Here is a 26,937-nt window from a genome sequence, read left to right on the forward strand (position 1 = left end):
AAGTTGAAAGTAAAAGTTCTTTGTTTTTATTTTTAGTCTCTAATATTGATTAGAATTGGCTGTAAAGACTAATGGGGTTATGTGTTGTGAATGATTTTTTTGATTTATGAGGAATAAAGAAATTCTGTTAAAAAAGGGGAATTAATAATTTTTTTATATTGGAAATAAAACGATAAATAAATGATTAAATCAGTATTACTCGATAAATGCATGCCGGATTGGAATATTTTGTGATAATAATTCAAATAAAAAAGAGGCTGTCTTGGTTTTGAGACAGCCTCTTTTAGGAGAATTGAGGGTTTTATTTACTTGGTTTAACAAGAAAAACGCTTTTGTATTTCTTTTTAATTTCTTCTAAATTCCGTTCCGCTTCAATTCTGGTTTTAAAATTTCCAACAAGGACTTTGTAGTTTGGAGTATTAAAAATTATTGTTCCGTCTATGGGGTTAAATTCTCTTTTAAAATTAGATAATGTTTTTTTTGCTTCATCGCTTTTTCCGCTGAAAATTTGAATTTTGTAATTATCGTTGGTGCTAATTGACGTGTTAATTTTACGTTTATCATTCAATAATTGTTCAAATTTAGGGTCCTGATTCAAAGTAACATTTTGGTCTTGAGCATTAATATTATATGTTAAAGCAAACATTGGTAATAATAGAAAAATCTTTTTTGAAGGAGTTAAAATTCTCATAATGTGATGGTTTTTGTACAAAAGTAGTATTTAAAGTTTATATGTGAAATGTTCTTATTATTTAGAATTGATATAAATTGATATTTAAGACTATTTTAAGGTTTTGAGAATAGTACTTAAATTGTATTTTTGTGCAAGTTTTAAAAAAAAGGTATTAGGTTTTGACTGGAGTTACAGAAAAAATCATACCAAAAAATTAGTAGATAATTTTATACTATATGAAAAAGGTGGGTAACCATAATTCGATCTCAAGAAAATTATTGCTTAGCTTATCGCTAACGCTGATTTTCTCCCTAACTTCATTTGCTCAAGATCCTGCTGCAGTTCCTGCGGCGACTGAAGCTGCTCCAGCTGCTGCGTCTGGAGGTGATCCGGTAAAAGGGAAGGAACTTTTTAATGCAAATTGCGCTGCATGTCACAAATTAGATGCTAAATCAACTGGTCCTGCTTTAAGGGGGGTTGCTGATAAGCATGATAAAGCTTGGCTTTACAAATGGGTACACAACAGTTCTGATATGATTAAATCAGGAGATCCTGTTGCTGTTAAGCTTTTTGAGGAGAATAATAAGTCTGTAATGACTTCTTTTCCTCAACTGTCAGAAGGTGATATTGATAATATTATCGCTTATACTTCTGAAGTAAAAGCTGAGCCTGCAGTAGGTGCTGCTCCTCCGAATACTAAAGTTGAAAGTGGTGGAATTTCTAATAATATTATTTTAGGAGCTCTTGCGCTTGTAATGGCTATTTTGGTTGTGATGTTGTTCATGGTGAACAAAGTTTTAACTAAGGTTGCAAATAAAAATGGTATAGAGGTTGCTCCAAAAGAAGCTACAACTCCAATCTGGAAAGCTTTTGCGAGAAATCAATTCTTGGTATTGGTTACTTCAATATTCTTGCTTTTGGCTAGTGGGTATTTTGTATATGGGTATTTAATGCAGGTTGGTGTGGATCAAAACTACGAGCCAATTCAGCCAATTCACTATTCTCATAAAATTCACGCTGGAGATAACGAGATTAATTGTAAATATTGTCACTCTGCTGCTCGTGTAAGTAAAACAGCCGGAATTCCTTCTTTGAATGTTTGTATGAACTGTCATAAAAATATTTCTGAAGTTGCTGAAACAACTGCTACTGCTGAGTATAGTAAAGCATTTTACGATGGTGAAATACAGAAGTTATATGATGCTGTTGGTTGGGATAAAACTAAACAGGTTTATACTGGGAAGACTAAGCCTGTTAAATGGGTTCGTATTCATAATTTGCCGGATTTTGTGTATTTCAATCACTCACAGCACGTTTCTGTTGCGGGACTTGAATGTCAAACTTGTCACGGACCAGTAGAGGAATTTGAAATCATGAAGCAATACTCTAAATTAACAATGGGATGGTGTGTAGATTGCCATAGAAAAACTGATGTTAAGATGGAAGGAAATGCATATTATGATAAAATTCATGCTGAGCTTTCTAAAAAATACGGTGTAGAGAAATTAACTGCAGCGCAAATGGGAGGTTTAGAGTGTGGTAAATGCCACTATTAATCGATTTATTAAGATTTTAATATATATATACAATGTCATCAAACAAAAAATACTGGAAAAGTGTTGAGGAGCTAGAAAATAGTTCTATTGTTGAGGCGCTTAGAAATAACGAGTTTGTTGAAGAAATTCCTACTGATGAATTTTTAGGTAATGCTGATGCTTTATCTACATCTGGAACTTCACGTCGTGACTTTTTAAAGTACGTAGGGTTTAGTACAGCAGCTGTTACTTTAGCTGCGTGCGAAGGTCCTGTTCACAAGTCTATCCCTTATGTTTTACAGCCAGAACAAATCATTCCTGGTGTTGCAGATTATTATGCAACTACAGTTTTTGACGGTTTTGATTTTGCTAATCTTTTGGTTAAAACTCGTGAGGGTCGTCCAATTAAAATTGAAAACAATACAATTGTTGGTGCTAAATTTGCGGCGAATGCAAGAATTCATGCTTCTATCTTAGGATTGTATGATAGTGCACGTTTGAAAGAGCCAAAAGTAGATGGTAAAGATTCTACTTGGTCAGCAGTTGATTTAAAAATTAAATCAAGCATAGCTGATGCAAAAGCTAAAGGTGGGCAAGTAGTTTTATTGACTAATACTTTAGCGAGCCCATCTACAGAAAAATTAATTGCAGAATTTATTGCTAAAAATCCAAATGCAAAGCATGTTGTTTATGATGCGGTTTCTTCATCTGAGGCTTTAGATGCTTTTGAATCTGTATTTGGTCAAAGAGCTTTAGTTGATTACGATTTTTCAAAAGCTAATTTAATTGTATCTGTTGGTGCTGATTTCTTAGGAGATTGGCAAGGTGGGGGATATGATTCCGGATACGCAAAAGGGCGTATTCCTCAAAATGGAAAAATGTCTCGTCACTTCCAGTTTGAATCAAATATGACTTTATCTGGAGCTGCTGCTGATAAACGAGTTCCGATGACTATAGCTGCTCAAAAACAAGCTTTAGTTCAAATTTATAATATTATTACAGGTGCTTCAGTTGCTGTGTCTTTAGATGATAAAGTCAAAACTGAAGTAGTTAAAGCTGCTCAGCAACTTAAAGCCGCTGGATCAAAAGGAGTTTTAGTATCTGGTATTGAGGATAAAAATGCTCAATTATTAGTTTTAGCAATCAACCAAGTGTTGGCTAGTGAGGCTTTTACAACTGTTGGTGCAAGACAAATTAGAAAAGGTTCTAATGTTATCGTTTCTCAGTTAGTTAAAGATTTGAACGCAGGAAGTGTTCATACTTTAATTATGAGTGGAGTTAATCCAGTTTATACTTTAGCTGATTCAGCTTCTTTTGTAGCTGGATTGAAAAAAGTTAAAACTTCGGTTGCTTTTTCATTGAAAGAAGATGAAACTGCGTCAATTGTTACAGTTGCTGCTCCGGCACCTCATTATTTAGAATCTTGGGGCGATGTGGAAATAACAAAAGGAACTTATAGTTTAACTCAGCCTACAATTCGTCCTATCTTTAATACAAAACAATTTCAAGATGTTTTATTGTCATTAAATGGTGCTGTTGGTACTTTTTATGATTATTTAAAAGTAAACTCTGGAGTATTTACTGTAGGTTCTTCTTGGAATAAAGTATTGCATGATGGTGTTGCTGTACTTGGATCTGCTGCATTATCTGGAGGTGCTATTGATGCTGCTTCGGCTGCAAATGCTGTTGCAAAATCTAAGTCAGCTGGTGATTTCGAATTAGTACTATATACTAAAACGGGATTAGGGGACGGACAGCATGCAAATAACCCATGGTTACAAGAGTTTCCAGATCCAATTACAAGAGTTTCTTGGGATAACTATGTTACAGTATCAAATGCTGATGCTACAAAACTTGGTTTGTCAAATGAAATTGTTGCTAACGGTGGTTTAAATGGTAGTTATGCTACAATCACTACGGTTGATGGTATTAAATTGGAGAATGTTCCGGTTATCGTTCAGCCAGGTCAGGCAGTTGGAACTTTAGGTTTGGCTCTTGGTTACGGTCGTAAAGCTGCTTTAAAAGAAGAAATGCAAGTAGGTTTAAATGCTTACGCTTTATATAAAGGTTTCGATGGGGTTCAATCTGTATCTATCGTTAAAGCTGGAGGAGAACATGAGTTTGCTTGTGTCCAAGGTCAGAAAACTTTAATGGGTAGAGGAGATATTATTAAGGAAACTTCTTTAGATATTTTTAATAAAGAAGATGCAGAACATTGGAATGAAAAACCAATGGTATCTTTAGATCATCAGGAAGTTGAAGCTACAACTGTTGACTTATGGGAATCATTTGATCGTTCTACAGGTCATCATTTCAACTTATCAATTGATTTAAATGCTTGTACTGGATGTGGTGCTTGTGTTATTGCTTGTCATGCTGAAAATAACGTTCCTGTTGTAGGTAAAGCAGAAGTTAGAAGAAGCCGTGATATGCATTGGTTGCGTATCGACAGGTATTATTCTTCTGAAAGCACTTTTGAAGGTGATAATGAAAGAAAAGAAGGAATTGCAGGTTTGTCTAGTTCATTGTCTACATTCAATGAAATGGAAAAACCGGGAGAAAATCCTCAAGTAGCATTCCAACCTGTAATGTGTCAGCACTGTAATCACGCACCTTGTGAAACAGTATGTCCTGTAGCTGCTACATCTCATGGTCGTCAAGGTCAAAATCACATGGCTTATAACAGATGTGTTGGTACTCGTTATTGTGCAAACAACTGTCCTTATAAAGTTCGTCGTTTTAACTGGTTCTTGTACAACAAGAATAGTGAATTCGATTATCACATGAATGATGATTTAGGTCGTATGGTATTAAACCCAGACGTAAACGTTCGTTCACGTGGAGTTATGGAAAAATGTTCTTTCTGTATCCAAAGTACTCAGGCTGTAATTCTTCAGGCAAAACGTGAAGGTAGAGTCGTAGCAAAAGATGAATTTAACAATGCTTGTGCTTGTTCTGCGGCTTGTTCTTCTGGAGCAATGGTATTTGGTGATGTGAATGATAAAGAAAGTGAAGTTGCTAAATTAGCTGAAAGCGAAAGAGCATACCACTTATTAGAGCATGTGGGTACAAAACCAAATGTTTTCTATCACGTAAAAGTTAGAAATACTTAGTAAATTATTAATTAAGAAACAATATAAAGGATTATGTCGTCTCACTACGAAGCACCCATTAGAAAACCTTTAGTTATAGGTGATAAATCATATCATGATGTAACTGTAGATGTGGCAGCACCTGTTGAAGGTCCTGCAAATAAACAATGGTGGATTGTATTTTCAATCGCATTAATAGCCTTCCTTTGGGGGTTAGGTTGTATAATTTACACCGTATCTACCGGTATCGGAACATGGGGATTAAACAAAACAGTTGGTTGGGCCTGGGATATTACTAACTTCGTTTGGTGGGTTGGTATTGGTCACGCCGGAACATTAATTTCTGCGGTATTATTACTTTTCCGTCAACGTTGGAGAATGGCTATTAACCGTTCTGCTGAAGCTATGACTATTTTCTCAGTAGTTCAGGCAGGTTTATTCCCAATTATTCACATGGGTCGTCCATGGTTGGCATACTGGGTATTACCTATTCCAAATCAATTTGGATCCCTATGGGTAAACTTTAATTCACCGTTACTTTGGGACGTATTTGCGATTTCAACGTATCTTTCAGTATCATTAGTTTTCTGGTGGACTGGTTTGCTGCCTGACTTTGCAATGCTTCGTGATAGAGCTATAACTCCATTTAATAAAAGAGTTTATTCTATTTTAAGTTTTGGATGGAGTGGTAGAGCAAAAGACTGGCAACGTTTTGAAGAAGTATCTTTGGTATTAGCTGGTTTAGCTACGCCTCTTGTACTTTCTGTACACACGATTGTATCTATGGACTTTGCTACTTCTGTAATTCCTGGATGGCACACAACAATTTTCCCTCCATACTTCGTTGCTGGAGCGGTTTTCTCTGGATTTGCAATGGTAAACACATTGTTAATTGTTATGAGAAAAGTTTCTAATCTTGAAGCTTATATCACATTACAACATATTGAATTGATGAATATCATTATCATGATTACGGGTTCTATCGTTGGTGTGGCTTATATTACAGAGTTATTTGTAGCTTGGTATTCAGGTGTAGAATATGAGCAATATGCATTCTTAAACAGAGCTACCGGACCTTACTGGTGGGCCTATTGGGCAATGATGACTTGTAACGTTTTTTCTCCTCAGTTTATGTGGTTCAAAAAACTAAGAACAAGTATTATGTTTTCATTTGTAATTTCGATTGTAGTAAATATCGGAATGTGGTTTGAAAGATTTGTAATCATTGTTACTTCTTTACATAGAGATTATCTTCCATCTTCTTGGACAATGTTTTCACCAACATTTGTTGATATTGGAATTTTCATTGGGACAATTGGTTTCTTTTTTGTGTTGTTTTTGTTATACTCAAGAACATTCCCTGTAATTGCTCAGGCAGAGGTGAAAACAATTTTAAAAGGAACAGGAGATAATTACATTAGAGAAAGAGCAAATAGTAAAGATTCACATCATGAGTAATAAAGTAATATACGCCATTTATAATGACGATGATATTTTGATGGATGCAGTAAAGAAAACCAGAGCTGCTCATCATCATATTGAAGAGGTTTTTACTCCATTCCCGGTTCACGGATTGGATAAAGCTATGGGTTTAGCACCAACAAGATTAGCAATTTGTGCGTTCCTATATGGATGTGTTGGTATTTCTGTTGCAACATTTATGATGAGTTATATAATGATTCATGATTGGCCACAAGACATTGGTGGAAAACCAAGTTTTAGTTTCATTCAAAATATGCCATCTTTTGTGCCAATTATGTTTGAGATGACTGTTTTTTTTGCTGCACACTTAATGGTAATCACTTTCTATATGAGAAGTAGATTATGGCCATTTAAGCAAGCTGAAAATCCAGATGTAAGAACAACAGATGACCATTTTTTAATGGAAGTTGCTGTAAACGATAATGAAGCTGAATTAGTTTCTTTTTTCGAAGGTACAGGAGCTGTTGAAGTTAAAGTAATTGAAAAGAATTAATTGTAGCTATGAAAAGGATATATAAAATAACACTTTTAGTTGGTATAACTATTTTAGTTTCATCTTGCCACAATAATTCGGCACCAAACTATCAGTATTTCCCAAATATGTATGAATCTGTAGGGTACGAACCTTATTCAGAAGCAAAAGTATTTAAAGGAGGTAAAGAAGGTCAGCTTCCGGTAGAGGGAACTATCAACAGAGGTTTTGAACCTTATGAATATGAAAATTCGACAGCAGGATATGAATTGGCTAAAGCTAATTTAAAATCTCCTTTGACTGCAGAAGAAAAAAATTCTGACAAAGGAAAAGAGCTTTTCGAAATTTATTGTATCAGTTGCCACGGTGCAACTGGAAACGGTAAAGGTAAATTGGTTGAAAGAGAAAAATTTCTTGGAGTACCTAGCTATAAAGACAGAGAAATCACCGAAGGAAGTATTTTTCATGTTGAAACTTATGGTTTAAATGCAATGGGTTCACATGCAAATCAATTAAGTGCCCACGAACGTTGGTTAGTTGCTGACTATGTTCTAAAACTAAAAAGCCAATTATAATTGTTGAACAAACTGATCGTAATAGATATGTACACATTTTCAAGTAAATTAAAAACTTTTTCTATCATTCTAATGGCCGTTGGTATATTAGGGATTGGATATGGTTTTTTAAACGCTCCTAAAAATATTGAAGAGGTAGAAACTCTTCTTAAAAAAGAAGCATCAGAACATGGCGGTGGCCATCATGAAGCTGCTGCAGCACATCATGAGGAAAAGGCTGAAGTTAGTCATGAAGCAAAAACTGAAGAGGTCGCTCACCATGAACAAACTGAAGAAGCACATGCTGTAGTCGCTGTAAATAAAGACTCAGTTGTTGCAAATGAAGATTCTGTTCATGAAGCAAAAACTGAAGCAGCTCACGAAACTGCAGTTACTAATCATGAAGTAAAAGCAGAAAAGCATGAAGAAGTTTCTCACGGACATTATTCTAAAGCTCATGCTGAACATGTTTTACACCAATTACAAAACAAACCTTGGTCTGCTTTGTATGTTGCTTGTATTTTCTTCTTATTGCTTTCTATGGGAGTTTTAGCATTTTATGCTATTCAACAAGTAGCACAGGCTGGTTGGTCTCCTGTATTGTTTAGAGTTATGCAGGGAATTACAGCTTATTTACCAGCTGGTTCTATCATTTTCTTTATTATTTTAGTTCTTTGTGGATTGCATTTTAATCATATTTTTGTTTGGTTAGGTAAAGGTGTTACAGATCCTACCCACGCTAACTATGACGCTATTATTGCTGGTAAATCTGGATATTTAAATTTTCCTTTTTGGATTGTTAGAGCTTTTGTCTTTTTATTAGGCTGGAACTTATACCGTATTTATTCTAGAAAAAATTGTTTAGCTCAGGATGAAGCTAATGATGATCTATACTACAAAAAGAACTTTAAATTATCTGCTGGTTTCTTAGTGTTCTTTATCGTTTCTGAGTCTATTATGTCTTGGGATTGGATTATGTCTTTTGACCCACACTGGTTTAGTACATTATTTGGATGGTATGTATTCGCTTCTTTCTTTGTAAGCGGTATTACTACTATCGCTTTAGTTACGGTGTACTTGAAATCAAAAGGATATTTAGAATTTGTGAATACAAGTCATATTCATGATTTAGCGAAATTTATGTTTGGGATTAGTATTTTCTGGACTTATTTGTGGTTTTCTCAATTCATGTTAATCTGGTATGCAAATATTCCTGAAGAAGTTACGTATTTTATAACAAGAATTCAATTATACAACCTTCCTTTCTTTGGTGCTGTGGTTATGAATTTTCTCTTCCCTGTGCTAATTTTAATTAATACAGATTTTAAACGTCTTAATTGGATTATTGTAATGGCAGGAATTGTGATCTTATTAGGGCATTATGTTGACTTCTTTAATATGATTATGCCTGGTACAGTTGGTGACAGATGGTTTATTGGAGTTTCTGAAATTGCATCTATTCTTTTCTTCTTAGGTTTGTTTATTTTCGTAGTGTTTACTGCATTGAGTAAGTCTCCTTTGTTAGCAAAAAGAAATCCTTTCATAGAAGAAAGTAAACATTTTCATTATTAATATTTAAAGAAATAAACAGATGACAAGTTTGTTGGTAATTATAGTTTTAGTTTTATTAGCAGTTGCGTTATGGCAATTGACCAAGATATTTGATCTTACTCAGGTAGGGTCTTCTTCGGACGATTCTCAGGTAGCATCTGATAATGATAACAATGTTCAGGGATACATTATGTTTGGCTTCTTGGCATTCATTTATATATTCACTATTTACGGTTTACTAAAATGGGGTAATTTAGCACTTCATACACCTGCTTCAGAGCATGGACTTTTAGTAGATAGTTTAATGAATATTACTTGGGTATTGATTTTTACTGTTCAGGTTATTACTCAAGGTTTGTTGTATTGGTTTTCTTTTAAATACAAAGGGAATAAAGATAAAAAAGCTTTATTTTTTGCTGATAGTAATAAATTAGAAGCAATCTGGAGTATTATTCCATCTGTTGTTTTAGCTGTTTTAATCCTTTATGGATTGTACGCCTGGAATAACATTATGTTTGTTGATAAAGACGAAGATGTAGTTGAAATTGAACTTTATGCACAACAATTTAAATGGACTGCACGTTATGCTGGACAAGATAATGTGTTAGGAAAAGCCAACGTTCGTTTGATTGAAGGTATTAATACATTAGGTGTTGATATGTCTGATCCTAATGCTCAGGATGATATTGTAGTAACTGAATTGCATATTCCTAAAGGAAAGAAAGTACATTTCAAAATGCGCTCTCAGGACGTTTTACACTCAGCTTATTTTCCTCATTTTAGAGCGCAAATGAACTGTGTTCCTGGGATGGTTACAGAATTTGCATTTGTTCCAACTTACACAACTGCTGAATATAGAGAATTACCTTTTATGGTTCAAAAAGTGGCTAATATCAATAAACTTAGAAATGAAAAAAGTGCTGAGTTAGTTGCAAAAGGAGGTACAGCTTTAGATCCTTATACATTTGATTACTTATTGTTGTGTAATAAAATTTGTGGAGCTTCTCACTACAATATGCAAATGAAAGTTGTGGTAGATTCACCAGAAGATTATAAAAAATGGCTAAGTGAGAAAACAACTTTAGCTCAGGATATTAAAGCTGCAGCTGCGGCTGAGAAACCAGCTGAAGGAGCTGAGGCAACTACAGATACAACTGCTAAAGTAAAAGATACTGTAAAAGCAGTTATCGATACTGTTAAAGCAGCTGTAGCAAAAGTTGCAGTTAAATAATATTATTAAGAAAATTTAAAGTACACATATATGTCAGCAGAAGCGCACGGTCACGATCACGGACACGATCACGAGCACGAACATCATCATAAAGACACGTTCATTACTAAATATATTTTTAGTATTGATCACAAAATGATCGCTAAGCAATACTTGATTACCGGTATTATTATGGGGATTATTGGTATAGCAATGTCTTTGCTTTTCAGAATGCAATTGGCTTGGCCAGAAGAGTCTTTTAAAATTTTTAATGTTTTATTAGGAGATAAATTTGCACCTGATGGTGTGATGGCCAATGATATTTATTTGGCTTTAGTTACAATTCACGGAACCATTATGGTATTCTTTGTACTAACAGCAGGTTTAAGTGGAACTTTTAGTAATTTACTTATTCCGCTTCAGATTGGTGCAAGAGATATGGCTTCAGGATTCATGAATATGATTTCTTACTGGTTATTTTTCTTATCAGCTGTAGTAATGTTGTGTTCTTTATTTGTTGAAGCTGGACCAGCTTCTGCAGGATGGACAATTTATCCTCCATTAAGTGCTTTACCTCAAGCGATTCCAGGATCTGGAACAGGTATGACTTTATGGTTAGTTTCAATGGCAATATTTATCGCATCTTCATTAATGGGTTCTTTAAATTACATTGTTACAGTTATAAACCTAAGAACTAAAGGAATGTCTATGACAAGACTTCCACTTACTATCTGGACATTCTTCGTAACTGCTATTATTGGAGTTATCTCATTTCCGGTTTTATTATCAGCGGCTTTATTATTAATTTTCGATAGAAGTTTTGGTACTTCATTCTTCCTTTCAGATATTTACATAGCTGGAGAGGTTTTACATTACCAAGGTGGTTCTCCTGTATTGTTTGAACACTTATTCTGGTTCTTAGGGCACCCTGAGGTTTACATCGTAATCTTACCAGCAATGGGTCTTGTTTCTGAAATTATGGCTACGAACTCTCGTAAACCAATCTTTGGATACAGAGCGATGATTATGTCTGTTCTTGCAATTGCATTTTTATCTACAATTGTTTGGGGTCACCACATGTTCCTTTCAGGAATGAATCCTTTCTTAGGATCGGTATTTACTTTTACTACATTATTGATTGCAATTCCATCTGCTGTAAAAGCATTTAACTGGATTACTACTTTGTGGAAAGGTAACTTACAATTTAACCCTGCAATGTTGTTCTCAATCGGAATGGTTTCTACTTTCATCACTGGAGGTTTAACAGGAATCATTTTAGGAGATAGTACTTTAGATATTAACGTTCATGATACTTACTTCGTTATTGCTCACTTTCACTTAGTAATGGGTATCTCTGCGCTTTACGGAATGTTTGCTGGTATTTACCACTGGTTCCCTAAGATGTACGGAAGAATGTTAAACAAAAATTTAGGTTATATTCACTTCTGGATTACTGCAGTTTGTGCCTATGGAGTTTTCTTCCCAATGCACTTTATCGGATTAGCAGGTCTTCCAAGACGTTATTATACAAACACAAACTTCCCATTATTCGATGATTTACAAAATGTGAATGTTTTAATTACTACATTTGCTCTTGTAGGAGGTGCGTTCCAATTAGTGTTCTTATACAACTTCTTTAGTAGTATTTTCTACGGTAAGAAAGCGGTTCAGAACCCATGGAAATCTACAACTTTAGAGTGGACAACTCCGGTTGAGCATATTCACGGTAACTGGCCAGGAGAAATTCCTCACGTATATCGTTGGCCGTATGACTACAGTAACCCAAATCATGATGTAGATTTTGTGCCGCAAAATGTACCAATGAAAGAAGGTGAAGAAGTTTTACACCACTAAAAATATTTTAAAAGGCCATCAGAAATGATGGTCTTTTTGTTTTGTAAAAGTTTTATCTCTGAACTTTTACTGTTTTACATACTGATTACTTTGTATATCTTTGTAAAATGAATGAAAATCTAGATCCTACCACAAAAGGATACAACCCAGAAGAGTTAGATCTTGAAAAAAGATTACGTCCGCTGTCATTTGATGATTTTGCAGGACAAGACCAGGTATTAGAAAATTTAAAGGTTTTTGTTGCTGCAGCAAATCAACGTGGGGAAGCATTGGATCACGCACTTTTTCATGGACCTCCCGGTCTGGGGAAAACCACTTTAGCTAATATTTTGGCAAATGAACTTGAAGTTGGAATTAAAATTACTTCTGGTCCTGTTTTGGATAAACCAGGTGATTTAGCGGGTTTACTGACAAATCTCGATGAAAGAGATGTTTTATTCATTGATGAAATTCATCGTTTAAGCCCTATTGTTGAAGAGTACTTGTATTCTGCAATGGAAGACTTCAAGATTGATATTATGATTGAATCAGGTCCTAATGCCAGAACGGTTCAAATCAATTTAAATCCTTTTACATTAATTGGAGCGACTACCCGTTCAGGATTATTAACAGCACCAATGCGTGCCCGTTTCGGAATATCTTCCCGTTTACAATATTATACAACAGAGCTTTTGACAAGTATTGTTGAAAGAAGCTCTTCTATACTTAAAATGCCCATTTCATTAGACGCTGCCATTGAAATAGCTGGTCGCAGTCGTGGTACACCTCGTATTGCTAATGCATTGTTGCGAAGAGTACGTGATTTTGCGCAAATAAAAGGGAATGGGACTATTGATTTGGAAATTGCACGTTATGCTCTAAAAGCACTTAACGTAGACGCACATGGTCTTGATGAAATGGATAATAAAATATTGCTTACAATTATAAATAAATTCAAAGGCGGCCCTGTTGGTCTCTCTACTTTGGCAACAGCAGTTTCTGAAAGCAGCGAAACTATTGAAGAAGTTTATGAACCATTTTTAATTCAGGAAGGTTTTATTATGCGTACTCCGCGAGGGCGTGAAGTTACTGATAAAGCTTATAAACATTTGGGTAAAATAAATACTAATATTCAAGGAGGATTGTTTTAATTTATTATTCAATGTCTGAGAGTAAAAAATATAGTTATCCAAGCAAACTTTCAATTATAAGATTTTTTTTGGATGCTGAAGGAGTGCGTAAAAATCCTATTCCGTTTCATAATATATATTTTAATGATTTAGGGGATTCCTTTTCTATTAGAATTGGAAAATCAAAATATATCATTTTATCCAGAGACAATGATGTTGCCGAATATATTTTACAGAAAAATCAGAAGAATTATCATAAATCAAAGTTTCAGTCTGTATATCTTTCAAAATATTTAGGTAAAGGACTTTTAACAGTTGATGGTGAATTTTGGCTAAAACAAAGACGTCTTATTCAACCGGCTTTTCATAAGCAAAAAATGAATCAGTTGGTTGAAAATATGGAGAGGACTGTTATTTCTGAACTTAATGATTTAGTTGAGGAAAAACCTATTAATCTTTTTCCTGTAATGAGTGAATTGGCTTTTAATGTTGTGGCTAAATCATTATTTCAACTTTCTACTTCTGATGAAAAATTAAATCGTATAAAATTTATTATCGAAGAAGTTCAGAATTTCTTAATCAAAGAAATTAGGCTTCCTCATAAAGCATGGTGGTTTTCAATTAGTGGTCAAGTGAAAAAGCATCTTGATCTTGCTGATGAAAATAATAAAATTATTAAGGGAATTATAGAAGAAAGAGTTGATTCAAAAAACGAAGTTAATGATTTGTTGAATATGCTTCTTGAAACACGTTATGAGGATAGTGGTGAAGGAATGTCTGTTGAGCAATTAATAGATGAAATAAAAATCCTTTTTATTGCCGGGCATGAAACAACTGCAAATGCGCTGACTTTTACTTTACATCTTTTAGGAAATAACCCTGATGTGCAGCAGAAAATATTTGATGAAATTGTGAAAATCGAATCAGAGACTGATAATGTTGTAGAGCAGCTTCAAAAAATGACTTATATAAATGCAGTTTTAAATGAATCTATGCGATTGTATCCGCCCGCCTGGATTACGGATAGAGAGAATGTAGAAGATGATAGGTTGGGAGATTTTAATATTAAAAAAGGAACTCTGATTGGAGTTTCTTTTTATGAATTGCATCGTAATCCTAAATATTGGGAAAATCCAAATGAATTTATTCCGGAACGTTTTCTTGGTGAACAAAAAAAGAAGTCGCTGCAATATTTTTATCCTTTTGGAGCCGGACCAAGAATGTGTATTGGGACAGGGTTTGCGATTTATGAAATGTGTCTGACACTTTCTTATATTATAAAAAGATATATAATTAAATCTACTAAAACGGATATTCAGTTTAATCCGTTAATTACTTTAAAACCAGTTGGAGCTGAAGTTTTATTTTTAAAAAGATGAGTATTAATTCTAAAGAAAAATATTCGAAATTTATTAAATCTGAAGCGAAACGACTTGGTTTCATTTCTTGTGGAATATCTAAAGCAGGATTTCTCGAAGAAGAAGCTCCTCGTTTGGAAAAATGGTTAAAAAATAATCATAATGGTCAAATGGGGTATATGGAAAACCATTTTGATAAGCGCTTAGACCCAACATTATTGGTTGATGATGCTAAAAGTGTGGTTTCACTTTTATTAAATTATTACCCTGCTGAATTTCAAAATAGCGAAAGTTTCAAGATTTCAAAATATGCGTATGGTCAGGATTATCATTTTGTTATTAAAGAAAAACTAAAAGAATTTCTTCATTCAATTCAGGAAAACATTGGAGATGTTTCGGGGCGTGCTTTTGTCGATTCAGCTCCGGTTCTGGATAGAGCATGGGCAGCAAAAAGCGGTTTGGGATGGATTGGTAAAAGCAGTAATTTATTAACTCAAAAAGTAGGCTCATTTTATTTTATTGCAGAACTTATTTTAGATTTGGATTTAGAATACGATCATGCAGTAACGGATCATTGCGGCTCATGTACAGCCTGTATCGATGCTTGTCCAACTCAGGCGATAGTTGCTCCTTATGTAGTGGACGGAAGCAAATGCATTTCTTATTATACAATAGAACTCAAAGAAAATATTCCATACGAAATGAAAGGCAAGTTTGATGAGTGGATGTTTGGCTGTGATACCTGTCAGGATGTTTGTCCGTGGAATCGTTTTTCGAAACCGCATTCAGAACCTTTGTTTAATGCAAATCCTGAGTTGCTTTCTTTTTCTAAAAAAGACTGGATTGAAATAACAGAGGAAACCTTTCGGTTGGTTTTTAAAAATTCTCCTGTCAAGAGAACTAAGTTTGATGGTTTAAGAAGAAATATTAAATTTTTAGAATAATGAAAAGATCTTTCAGTTTAAGAAAGATCTTTTTATTTCAGGTTTAATGTAAAAACGTTGTGTTTTTCATAAAAAAGAGCTTGTGAAATATTCTTTTGTTTCAGAGAATATTTCGAAACAGTTAAATATGTTCTAATGTTTTAAAAATGAATTTATTAGGTGTTAAAAAATATAGGAACTTCTTTTTTGTGTTCAATTTTTTTTAACTTTATAAATCTAAAATTTTTCAGATATGACTGTAAATCAAATACTAAACGCAAAAGGAAAAAATGTTTATTCCATACATTCAACAACAACTGTTTATGAAGCACTGAAAGTAATGGGCGAAAAGAATATTGGAGCTATATTGGTTATTGACGGTACTGAGTTAAAAGGAATATTGTCAGAAAGAGATTATGCTCGAAAAATTGTTTTAAAGGATAAATCATCAAAAGAGACTTTCGTTGATGAGATCATGGAAAGTACTATTTTTACTGTGAAACTTTCGGATAATCTAGAAGCCTGCATGGAGCTTATGAGTACTAAACGTATTAGACATTTACCAGTTTTAGAAAACGAAATTGTGATAGGAGTTATTTCGATCAGCGATGTTGTAAAGGCAATTATTGAATTACAAAATGACACTATAAATCATCTGAATTCTTATATTTCGCAATAATTAGCTTTTATAAATTAAGATTTTAAAAATAGTTCAAAATGTTGAGCTATTTTTTTTTAAGCTGAATTTGAATAATTTTTTGAAAAGAATGCTTAATTGGATAATGTTTTAAGACAAGTCTTATATCTTTGTAAGACACAATTAAAGTGAAAACGAATGAATAAAGATACGAAAAGAAGAGAAGCGTTATTATATCATGCAGAACCGACTCCAGGGAAAATTCAGGTAGTTCCAACAAAAAAATATGCAACTCAAAGAGATTTGTCTTTGGCTTACTCACCAGGTGTTGCAGAGCCATGTTTAGCAATCGCAGAAAATATTGAAGATGTTTATAAATATACAGCAAAAGGAAATTTAGTAGCCGTAATTTCAAACGGTACAGCTGTTTTAGGTCTTGGAGATATAGGGCCTGAAGCAGGAAAACCAGTGATGGAAGGAAAAGGCTTGTTGTTTAAAATCTTTTCAGATATCGATGTTTTTGATATTGAAATCGGGACAAAAGATGTTGAAGAATTTATTCAGACTGTAAAAAATATTGCTCCGACTTTTGGAGGAATTAATCTTGAAGATATTAAAGCTCCCGAATCTTTCGAAATAGAAAGAAGATTAATAGAAGAACTGGATATTCCGGTAATGCACGATGATCAGCACGGAACAGCGATTATTTCTTCGGCAGCTTTAATTAATGCATTAGAATTAGCAGGAAAAAAAGCAGAAGATGTGAAAGTGGTAGTTTCCGGTGCGGGATCTGCAGCAATAGCCTGTACAGATTTATATGTTTTGCTGGGAGTTAAAGTAGAGAATGTTTTAATGTTTAACAGTAAAGGACTTTTAACAAAAGATAATCCTTCGCTTTCAGAATTGCAATTAAAGTATGCTTTGGATGGTGCTAAAATTGATTTAGCCGAAGCTGTAAAAGATGCTGATGTTTTTATAGGATTGTCTTCAGGGAATATTTTATCTCCTGAAATGTTATTATCAATGGCTGATAATCCAATTGTGTTTGCGATGGCAAATCCAAATCCGGAGATCGATTATAATTTAGCAGTAGAAACACGCAAAGATGTTATTATGGCTACAGGGCGTTCTGATTTTCCTAATCAGGTAAATAATGTTTTAGGGTTTCCTTATATTTTTAGAGGAGCTTTGGATGTTAGGGCTACAAAGATTAATGAAGCGATGAAAATGGCAGCTGTAAAAGCATTGGCTTCATTAGCGAAACAATCTGTTCCGGAACAGGTTAATGTAGCTTATGGAGCAACAAAATTAGGTTTTGGCCGAGAATATATTATTCCGAAACCATTTGATCCAAGATTGATTGCAGTTGTGGCACCTGCTGTAGCAAAAGCAGCTATAGAATCCGGTGTTGCTAAAAACCCCATTACAGACTGGTCTGCTTATGAAGAAAAATTGTTAGAACGTTTAGGGAATGACAATAAAATGGTTCGTTTGATTACAAACCGTGCCAAAATGGATCCGAAACGAGTTGTTTTTGCTGAGGCAGAACATTTAAATGTTTTAAAAGCTGCACAAATTGTACACGAAGAAGGTATAGGTTTTCCAATTTTATTAGGGAATAAAGAAATCATTTTAGAACTTAAGAAAGAACTTGGTTTTGATGCAGATGTAGAAATTATTGATCCTAAAACAAGTGAAGAAGCAGCAAGGCGTAACAGATTTGCAAATTCATATTGGGAAACAAGGGAAAGAAGAGGGGTTTCGTTGCTTGATGCTCAGCGATTTATGCGCGAAAGAAATTATTTTGCGGCAATGATGGTAAATGAAGAGGAAGCAGATGGTCTTGTTACTGGTTTTTCAAGAAGTTATCCTAGTGTAGTAAAACCAATGCTTCAATTAATTGACAAAGCCTCAGGAGCATCACTTGTAGCTACAGCAAATATGATGCTGACTTCACGTGGACCAATGTTTTTGTCAGATACAGCCATAAATATTAATCCATCCGCTGAGGATTTGGTTAATATTGCGATTATGACCGCTAAAACTGCAAAAATGTTTGGTATTGAACCTGTTATTGCAATGGTTTCGTATTCAAATTTTGGATCATCAACGCATCAGAATGCTTCAAAAATAAGAGAAGCGGTTACTTATTTACACAAAAATCATCCGGATATGATTGTTGACGGAGAAATTCAGGCCGATTTTGCTTTGAATCCCGAAATGCTTCAGGAGAAATTTCCTTTTTCTAAACTGGCTGGTAAAAAAGTAAATACACTTGTATTTCCTAACCTCGAGTCAGCCAATATTACGTATAAATTATTAAAAGAGTTGTATCAGGTAAATTCTATTGGACCAATTATGATGGGAATGGGCAAACCGGTTCACATTTTTCAATTAGGAGCCAGTGTTGAGGAGATGGTAAATATGGCGGCAATTGCAGTTATTGATGCTCAGGGAAAAGAATTGAAGAAAATTAAACAGACGAAATAACTGATGACGTAAGTTGTTGTTAATATTGTCTTAATTTTATTATATTTGGCCCTACAAACTATATTATGATAGCACATTTGCAAGGAAAATTAGTAGAGAAAAATCCAACAGAAGTTGTGATTGATTGTGCAGGGGTTGGATATCTTGTAAATATCTCTTTGCATACCTTTTCACTAATTCCAAATACAGATTTTATAAAATTGTACACGCATCTTCTAATTAAGGAAGATGCGCATACTTTATACGGCTTTGCCGAAAAATCCGAAAGAGAAATATTCAGGATGTTAATATCAGTTTCGGGTATCGGGGCTAATATTGCCAGAACAATGCTGTCTTCAATAGATCCAAGGCAAATTATCAATGCAATTGCTTCGGGGGATGTTGGCATTATTCAGTCTATCAAAGGCATCGGGAATAAAACTGCCCAAAGAGTAATATTGGATTTGAAAGAAAAAGTCTTAAAATTATACGATTTAGATGAAGTTTCTGTTGTTCAAAACAATACAAACCGAGATGAAGCGTTATCTGCTTTAGAAGTTTTAGGTTTTGTTAGGAAAGCCTCTGAAAAAGTTGTCGAGAAAATTGTAAAAGAAGATCCGGATGCAACTGTAGAAACTATTATCAAAAGAGCTTTAAAAGCGTTATAAATTACTATTAAGACACTTGAATTGTATGCGTAAAATTTTACTTTTTTTACTGGTTTTATTTTGTGGTAATGCTTTGCAGGCACAGGTAAATTCAACAATTCAGGATACTACAAAAACCGGATTTTCTGTTGGGAAATTAGAATTAGAAAATCCGCCAAGTGTACTTTCTGCATACAAATACGATCCTATAACAGACCGTTATATTTATACGAGTTCTGTTGATGGTTTTTCTATAGATTATCCTCTGGTTTTGACACCAAAACAATATGAGGATTTACTGCTTAAAGAATCCCGAAGAAATTATTTTAGACAAAAAATGATTGCTATTGACGGAAAAAAAGCAGGTAGCGAAGATGCTAAAAAAGATTTATTGCCAAGGTATTATGTCAATTCCAGTCTTTTTGAATCTATTTTTGGAAGTAATACAATTGATGTAAAACCAACGGGTTCTGTTGAAATGGATTTGGGATTACGTTATAGTAAACAGGACAATCCATCTTTCTCACCAAGGAACAGATCAAGCATGACTTTTGATTTTGATCAAAGGATAAGCATGAGTTTAATGGGAAAGGTAGGAACCAGATTAGAGGTAAGTGCTAATTATGACACCCAATCTACATTTGCTTTTCAAAATTTATTCAAATTAGCTTATACGCCTACAGAAGATGATATTGTTCAGAAAGTAGAAGTAGGTAACGTGAGTATGCCTTTAAACAGTACCTTAATTCGTGGGGCACAGAGTTTGTTTGGGGTTAAAACACAATTGCAATTTGGAAAAACGACTGTTACCGGAGTTTTCTCTGAGCAAAAGTCACAAACAAAAAGCATAGTTGCCGAAGGAGGAGGGACAATTCAGAATTTTGATTTATACGCTCTGGATTATGATAGCGACAGACACTTCTTTTTGTCGCAATATTTTAGAAATAAATATGATGCTTCATTAAGAAATTATCCTTTTATTGATAGCCGAGTGCAAATAACAAGGTTGGAGATTTGGGTAACAAACAAGCAAAATCGTGTTAGTACAACAAGTAACAACCTGCGAAATATAATTGCACTTCAGGATTTAGGAGAAAGCCAGCTTACCGGATTACCGGATTCAAAAGTGGTTGTGAATACTTCTGCCGGATTTTTTAATGTTAATATTGACTCACCAACAGATAATAAAAACAATAAATATAATCCTGCTGTAATTGGTCAGTCTGGATCTTATTTAAATTCAAATATAAGAGAAATTGTAACGGCTAAATCTGGTTTTAATCCTGCTGATGTTCCTGTTGTAAATGAAGGAACTGATTATTCTGTACTTGAAAATGCCAGAAAATTAACTACCAATGAGTACACTTTTAACCCTCAGTTAGGTTACATCTCTTTACAGCAACGTTTAGCAAATGATGAAATTTTAGCAGTTGCTTTTGAATATACAGTGGGAGGAGTTGTGTATCAGGTAGGTGAATTTGGTAGTGATGGTGTTGATGGTACAGTAGTAACAGGTAGTGCCCAAAATAATAATCAGGCTGTTATTACGCAAAGTTTGATTTTGAAAATGCTGAAAAGCAGTTTAACAAATGTTCAAAATCCGGTATGGAATCTGATGATGAAAAATATTTATCAGATACCGGGGGCTTATCAGGTAAAACAAGATGATTTTAGGTTTAACATTCTTTATACGGATCCTTCGCCAATAAATTACATAACGCCTGTTGTTCCTTTTCCTTCTAATCCAACTGTTGAGAATAAAGTAGAGGACACACCTTTGTTAAAGGTTTTCAATCTGGATAAATTAAATTACAATAATGACCCGCAGGCAGGCGGTGATGGTTTCTTCGATTATCTTCAGGGCATCACTTTTGATGCGCAAAACGGACGAATTATCTTTACCACAAAAGAACCTTTTGGAAAGTTGTTATTTGATAAATTAAACACAGGAACAGCAGGAGAAAATTACGACAGTCCGGGGACTTATAATCCGAATCAGAAGAAATATGTGTACAACACGATGTACACAGAAACCCAGACAAAAGCTTTACAGGATAGTGATAAAAATAAATTTTTATTAAGAGGGAAATATAAGTCATCCGGAAGTGATGGAATTCCGATAGGTGCTTTTAATGTTCCGCAAGGTTCTGTAGTAGTTACGGCTGCCGGAAGGGTTCTGGTTGAAGGAATTGATTATAGTGTCGATTATCAGTTAGGAAGGGTTCAGATATTGGATCCGTCATTACAGGCTTCTAATACGCCAATCGAAGTCTCTTTAGAAAATAATTCGGTTTTTGGACAGCAGACCAGAAGGTTTATGGGGCTGAATGTAGAGCATAAGATATCTGATAAATTTGTAGTTGGGGGAACTTACTTAAAAATGACTGAAAGACCATTTACCCAAAAATCCAGTTATGGTCAGGAATCTGTAAATAATACTATTTTTGGTTTTAATGGAAATTACTCAACCGAAATTCCTTTTTTTACAAGATTAGTAAATAAGCTGCCTAACATTGATACAGACGTTCCTTCTAATCTTTCGATAAGAGGTGAAGTTGCATTTTTAAAACCGGATGCACCAAAAGCAAGTGATTTTGAAGGTGAAGCAACTATATATGTAGATGATTTTGAAGGTTCACAGTCTACTATAGACATGAGATCTGCTTATGCATGGAGTCTTGCTTCAACACCATTTATTAATGCTGATGGTGATCCTACATTTAATGCACATTTTGACAATTTACAATACGGTTATAAGAGGGCAAAACTGGCATGGTATACTATAGACCCGATTTTTTATACTCAAAAACCATCCGGAATATCAAATGACGATCTGTCTTTGAACACTACCCGAAGAATTTACAGCAAAGAATTATATCCTAATACTGATATCGCTCAGGGGCAGTTACAAGTAATTAATACGCTTGATTTAAGTTATTATCCTTCAGAAAGAGGGCCTTATAATAATAATCCAGATTTTGCTACAAATCCGGCAAATGGTAATTTTGGTGGGATTATGCGTTCTTTAAATTCTACCAATTTTGAACAAAGCAATGTCGAATTTATCCAGTTTTGGATGTTAGATCCTTATTATGAAGGAAATGGAGCAGCTCAGTCTTCCAATACGGGTAAAATTTATTTCAATTTAGGAGAGATTTCTGAAGATGTTTTAAAAGACGGCAGGAAGCAATATGAAAACGGTCTTGGACCCGATCAGTTAGTGGTAAAGCCACAGCCAATTTGGGGAGATGTTCCGGCTTCGCAATCCTTAATATATGCTTTTGATAATAATGCAGGTAACAGAACCAATCAGGATGTAGGTTTAGATGGTTTGCCAAATGCAAGAGAAGCTGCGATTTATACTAATTATGCCTCTGAACCGGATCCGGCAGCAGATGATTATACTTATTTTTTAAATACAAACGGAGGTGTTCTGGATCGTTATAAAAAATATAATGGTGTCGAAGGAAACTCAGCAGTAGATATAAATGATGCCAACAGGGCATCAACAACTCTTCCAGATGTCGAAGATATTAATCGCGATAATACGATGAATACTATTAATGCTTATTATGAATACAGCATTGATATGAAACCAGGTATGGAAACCGGACAAAATTATATTACAGATGTCAGAGAAGTAAATGATGTTCCGTTGCCGAATGGTACAAATACTAAAGCGAGATGGATTCAGTTTAAAATACCGATCGCAGAATTTAAAAATAAAATTGGAAAACCTGATTTAAGATCTATCCGTTTTATGAGAATGTTTATGACCGGATTTACCGATCAGATCACGGTACGTTTTGGCTCTTTGGATTTGGTTAGAGGAGAATGGAGAAGATATGAGGGAACTCTTGATGCGGCAGATACCAATCCGTTGGATGACGGTACTATTTTTGAAGTACAAGCAGTAAATGTTCAGGAAAACAGTACAAAATCTCCGGTAAATTATGTTATGCCACCAAATGTTCAGAGAGAACAATTGTATAATAATAATACCGTAATCAATCAAAATGAACAGTCTTTAGCCCTGCGTGTTTCAGGAAATGGTTTAGAAAAGCAGGACTCAAGAGCTGCTTTCAAAAATGTAAGCCTTGATATGCGTCAGTATAAAAAACTAAAAATGTTTCTTCATGCTGAATCACTGGAAAAAGAAGTTGCTCTTGGTGATAATGAAATGACTGCATTTATTCGTTTTGGAAATGATTTTACAGAGAACTTTTATCAGATTGAAATGCCATTAAAAGTAACTCAATCAGGAGGAGGGAGTAATATAAGTCCTGATTTGGTTTGGCCCGAAGAAAATGCAATGGATTTGGCTCTTGCTTTATTGACAAAAATGAAGATCAAAGGGATGAGTGTTGATATCAATTCGCCTAAACGTGACATAAATGGAATTTATTATCCGGATGAAGATGGAGATATTAATGGGGATATAGATTTAAGAGATGGAGACCGCAGATTGAGATTGGGTATAAAAGGAAATCCAAACTTTGGGATGGTTCGAAATTTAATGGTTGGTCTTAAAAATAATGTAACAGATAAACAAGTCAAAGGTGAAGTCTGGTTCAATGAGCTTCGTTTATCTGATATGGATAATAAGGGCGGTATGGCAGCAATCTTAAATATTGATACTAATATGGCTGATTTTGCTACAGTTTCGGCAACCGGGCGAAAAAGCACCATTGGTTTTGGGGCTATTGAAGAGGGAGCAAACGAAAGAGATCGTGAAGATATTCAACAATATAACATCGTTACGAATTTAAATTTAGGAAAATTACTGCCTCCAAAATGGGGCATAAACCTTCCGTTTAATTATGCTATTGGCGAAGAAGTAATTACACCGGAATATGATCCTTTTAATCAGGATATTAAACTGGAGCAATTGCTGAATGAAACTACAGATCAGGCTCAAAAAGACAACATCAAAAACAGGGCAATAGATTATACCAAACGTAAAAGTATCAATTTTATAGGGGTTAGAAAAGACAGGGCACCGGAACAAAAACCGCATGTTTATGATGTTGAGAATTTTACATTCTCACAGTCTTATAATCAGGTTGAACGTCATGATTATGAGATTGAAGATTATGAAGACGAATTGTCAAACTCATCTGTAAATTATGCTTATACGTTTCAGCCAAAAGAAGTAGTTCCTTTTAAGGAGAATAAATTCATGAAAAAAAGTGAGTATTGGAAATTATTGAGTGATTTCAATTTTAATTATCTGCCTTCTAATATTTCTTTTAATTCAAATATTATAAGACAAAGCAATCGCCAGCAATTCAGACAGGTTGAAGATGTTCAGGGAATTGGATTGGATGCGCTTTACAGAAGAAATTTCGCCCATAATTATCAATACGGATTTGGATTTAACTTAACTAAATCTTTAAAATTAAATTATACGGCATCTTCAAATAATATTGTTAAGAATTTTTTGAACGACGATAATACTCCTAAAGAGGATTTCAGTATCTGGGATGATTATTTCGATCTTGGAACACCAAATCAGCATACACAACAATTGATTGTAAATTATGATATTCCAATTAACAAATTGCCAATCTTTAGTTTTATAAAAGCAAATTACTCCTATACCGCAGATTACAACTGGCAGCGATCTTCAACGGCGTTGTCTCAATACGAAGAGGAAAACCCTGATGGATCTACTACAATCTATAATTTAGGAAATACGATTCAGAATGCCAATTCAAATACTTTAAGTACAACTTTTAATATGACAACATTGTACAAGTATTTAGGATTAACGCCGGGGGCCAAAAAAGCAGTAAAGCCAAAACCGGCAGGACCTCCTAAACCGGGAGAAAAAATAGTAAACACAAATAAACCAGCTACGGCCGGCAGTCCGTTTTATGATGGTTTGATTGGTGTTTTAACGAGTGTAAAAAATATTCAGGTAAATTATACAGAGAACAGCGGAACTGTTTTGCCCGGTTATACTCCGGGGATAGGCTTTTTAGGAACTTCAAAGCCTACGTTAGGTTTTGTTTTTGGAAGTCAGGATGATGTACGTTATGAAGCTGCCAAAAACGGCTGGTTGACAACCTATGATAATTTCAATCAAAATTTTACACAGGTAAATACTAAAATTTTAAAAGTAACAGCAAATGTTGATTTGTTTCCGGATTTTAAAATAGATTTGACAATGGACAGATCGTATTCTGAAAATTCTTCAGAACAGTATAGTGTTACTAATGGTCAATATGCTGCATTGTCTCCATACACTTATGGAATGTTTTCTATTTCTACTGTATTAATCAAAACAGCATTTTCTAAAAGTGATGAAAATGTATCAGCAGCTTTTGATGATTTTAGAGAAAATCGTTTAACAATTGCCAATCGTTTGGCCGAAGGCAGATACGGAACTGCAATTCCAAGATATGACGTAGGTGATCTTCCGCTAGAGGATGCTGGGCAACCTATAGATAATCTTGCCAATCCTAATAATGCTGAAAGAAAACAAATTATAGCAAATGATGGTTATCCTGTAGGGTATGGTAAAAGTAATCAGGCAGTTTTATTGCCGGCTTTTTTAGCTGCTTATTCGGGTGGTGATGCTTCTAAGTCTTCAACTGGAATTTTTAGAAATTTTCCTATTCCAAACTGGAGTATAAAATATAATGGACTGATGCGATATAAATATTTCAAAGACAGGTTTAAGCGCTTTTCTTTGCAGCATAATTATCGTGCTTCTTATACGATTAATCAGTTTAGATCAAATTTTGATTATAATGAAAATCCGGACGGTACAGATGTAAATGGTAATTTTTTCAATAAAACAATTATGTCCAATGTTAATCTGGTAGAACAATTTAGCCCATTAATTCGTGTAGATTTTGAATTGAAAGGTTCGTTAAGAGTACTTACAGAAGTTAAGAAAGACAGGGCTTTATCAATGAGTTTTGATAATAATTTATTGACAGAAGTTAAAGGTCTTGAATATGTTGTAGGTTTAGGTTATCGTTTTAAAGATGTTATTTTTTCATCGACTTTAGCTGATAATCCAACAGGAATTATAAAAAGCGATATAAATATCAAAGCTGATTTTTCGTATAGAAATAATCAGACTCTGGTTCGCTATTTAGATTATGACAATAATCAATTAGCTGCCGGTCAAAACATCTGGTCGTTAAAACTTACTGCAGATTATGCTTTCAGTAAGAACCTTACGGCTATTTTCTATTATGACCATTCGTTTTCTAAAGCAGTCATTTCTACTTCATTTCCATTAACTAATATTCGTTCAGGATTTACAATTCGATATAATTTTGGAAATTAATTTTGTGATTCTAATCTGATTTTCATTAGAAGATTGTTACATTTGTTGCTTTAAAATTAAATTATCAA

General features: G+C 34.3%; 16 protein-coding genes. 15 read left to right on the forward strand and 1 reads right to left on the reverse strand.

The window, feature by feature from the left end; genetic code table 11:
* Positions 1–301: 301 nt before the first annotated feature.
* On the reverse strand, positions 302–691 hold the full coding sequence (locus FLV_RS18560; RefSeq protein ID WP_243236185.1) for an SPOR domain-containing protein: 390 nt from the start codon (positions 689–691) through the stop codon (positions 302–304).
* A 218-nt stretch (positions 692–909) separates the two neighbouring features.
* Between FLV_RS18560 and FLV_RS18565 the strand changes: the two genes are divergently transcribed.
* The 15 genes from FLV_RS18565 (at position 910) to sprA (ending at position 26,869) form a co-directional block, all read left to right on the forward strand.
* Positions 910–2,229: a c-type cytochrome gene (locus tag FLV_RS18565; RefSeq protein WP_243236186.1), complete on the forward strand. Its 1,320-nt coding sequence runs from the start codon at positions 910–912 to the stop codon at positions 2,227–2,229.
* Positions 2,230–2,261: 32 nt separating this feature from the next.
* Positions 2,262–5,321 (forward strand): TAT-variant-translocated molybdopterin oxidoreductase, encoded by a 3,060-nt coding sequence (locus FLV_RS18570; protein ID WP_243236187.1) that lies wholly within the window; start codon positions 2,262–2,264, stop codon positions 5,319–5,321.
* Between the two features lie 33 nt (positions 5,322–5,354).
* A complete protein-coding gene (gene nrfD, locus FLV_RS18575; RefSeq protein ID WP_025572652.1) occupies positions 5,355–6,758 on the forward strand; it encodes an NrfD/PsrC family molybdoenzyme membrane anchor subunit in 1,404 nt (467 codons plus the stop codon).
* Positions 6,751–7,275: a DUF3341 domain-containing protein gene (locus FLV_RS18580; RefSeq protein ID WP_017498155.1), complete on the forward strand. Its 525-nt coding sequence runs from the start codon at positions 6,751–6,753 to the stop codon at positions 7,273–7,275. The genes nrfD and FLV_RS18580 overlap by 8 nt, the downstream gene beginning before the upstream one ends.
* Before the next feature lie 8 nt (positions 7,276–7,283).
* The gene (locus FLV_RS18585) at positions 7,284–7,829 is read left to right on the forward strand and encodes a cytochrome c (protein WP_243236188.1); all 546 of its coding nucleotides are present in this window, start codon (positions 7,284–7,286) and stop codon (positions 7,827–7,829) included.
* A gap of 27 nt (positions 7,830–7,856) precedes the next feature.
* Positions 7,857–9,380 carry a quinol:cytochrome C oxidoreductase gene (locus FLV_RS18590; RefSeq protein ID WP_243236189.1) on the forward strand — a complete coding sequence of 508 codons (1,524 nt, stop codon included), beginning with the start codon at positions 7,857–7,859 and terminating at the stop codon, positions 9,378–9,380.
* A gap of 19 nt (positions 9,381–9,399) precedes the next feature.
* Positions 9,400–10,590, forward strand: coding sequence for a cytochrome c oxidase subunit II (locus FLV_RS18595; RefSeq protein WP_243236190.1), 1,191 nt, complete (start codon positions 9,400–9,402; stop codon positions 10,588–10,590).
* Positions 10,591–10,620: 30 nt separating this feature from the next.
* Positions 10,621–12,423 carry a cbb3-type cytochrome c oxidase subunit I gene (locus tag FLV_RS18600; RefSeq protein ID WP_243236191.1) on the forward strand — a complete coding sequence of 601 codons (1,803 nt, stop codon included), beginning with the start codon at positions 10,621–10,623 and terminating at the stop codon, positions 12,421–12,423.
* A 107-nt stretch (positions 12,424–12,530) separates the two neighbouring features.
* Positions 12,531–13,553 carry a Holliday junction branch migration DNA helicase RuvB gene (gene ruvB, locus FLV_RS18605; protein WP_243236192.1) on the forward strand — a complete coding sequence of 341 codons (1,023 nt, stop codon included), beginning with the start codon at positions 12,531–12,533 and terminating at the stop codon, positions 13,551–13,553.
* Between the two features lie 11 nt (positions 13,554–13,564).
* Complete coding sequence (locus tag FLV_RS18610) at positions 13,565–14,911, forward strand: cytochrome P450 (protein ID WP_243236193.1); 1,347 nt, start codon at positions 13,565–13,567, stop codon at positions 14,909–14,911.
* Positions 14,908–15,834 carry a tRNA epoxyqueuosine(34) reductase QueG gene (queG, locus tag FLV_RS18615; RefSeq protein WP_243236194.1) on the forward strand — a complete coding sequence of 309 codons (927 nt, stop codon included), beginning with the start codon at positions 14,908–14,910 and terminating at the stop codon, positions 15,832–15,834. The genes FLV_RS18610 and queG overlap by 4 nt, the downstream gene beginning before the upstream one ends.
* A gap of 232 nt (positions 15,835–16,066) precedes the next feature.
* Positions 16,067–16,492 (forward strand): CBS domain-containing protein, encoded by a 426-nt coding sequence (locus tag FLV_RS18620; protein WP_243236195.1) that lies wholly within the window; start codon positions 16,067–16,069, stop codon positions 16,490–16,492.
* A 156-nt stretch (positions 16,493–16,648) separates the two neighbouring features.
* Positions 16,649–18,940: an NADP-dependent malic enzyme gene (locus FLV_RS18625; RefSeq protein WP_243236196.1), complete on the forward strand. Its 2,292-nt coding sequence runs from the start codon at positions 16,649–16,651 to the stop codon at positions 18,938–18,940.
* 65 nt (positions 18,941–19,005) lie between these two features.
* Entirely contained in the window at positions 19,006–19,587 is a 582-nt protein-coding gene (ruvA, locus tag FLV_RS18630; protein WP_243236197.1) for a Holliday junction branch migration protein RuvA, read from the forward strand.
* A 25-nt stretch (positions 19,588–19,612) separates the two neighbouring features.
* Entirely contained in the window at positions 19,613–26,869 is a 7,257-nt protein-coding gene (gene sprA / locus FLV_RS18635; protein ID WP_243236198.1) for a cell surface protein SprA, read from the forward strand.
* The last annotated feature ends 68 nt before the right edge of the window (positions 26,870–26,937 follow it).

Source organism: Flavobacterium pectinovorum (genome assembly GCF_022802975.1).
Taxonomy (GTDB): Bacteria; Bacteroidota; Bacteroidia; order Flavobacteriales; family Flavobacteriaceae; genus Flavobacterium; species Flavobacterium pectinovorum_B.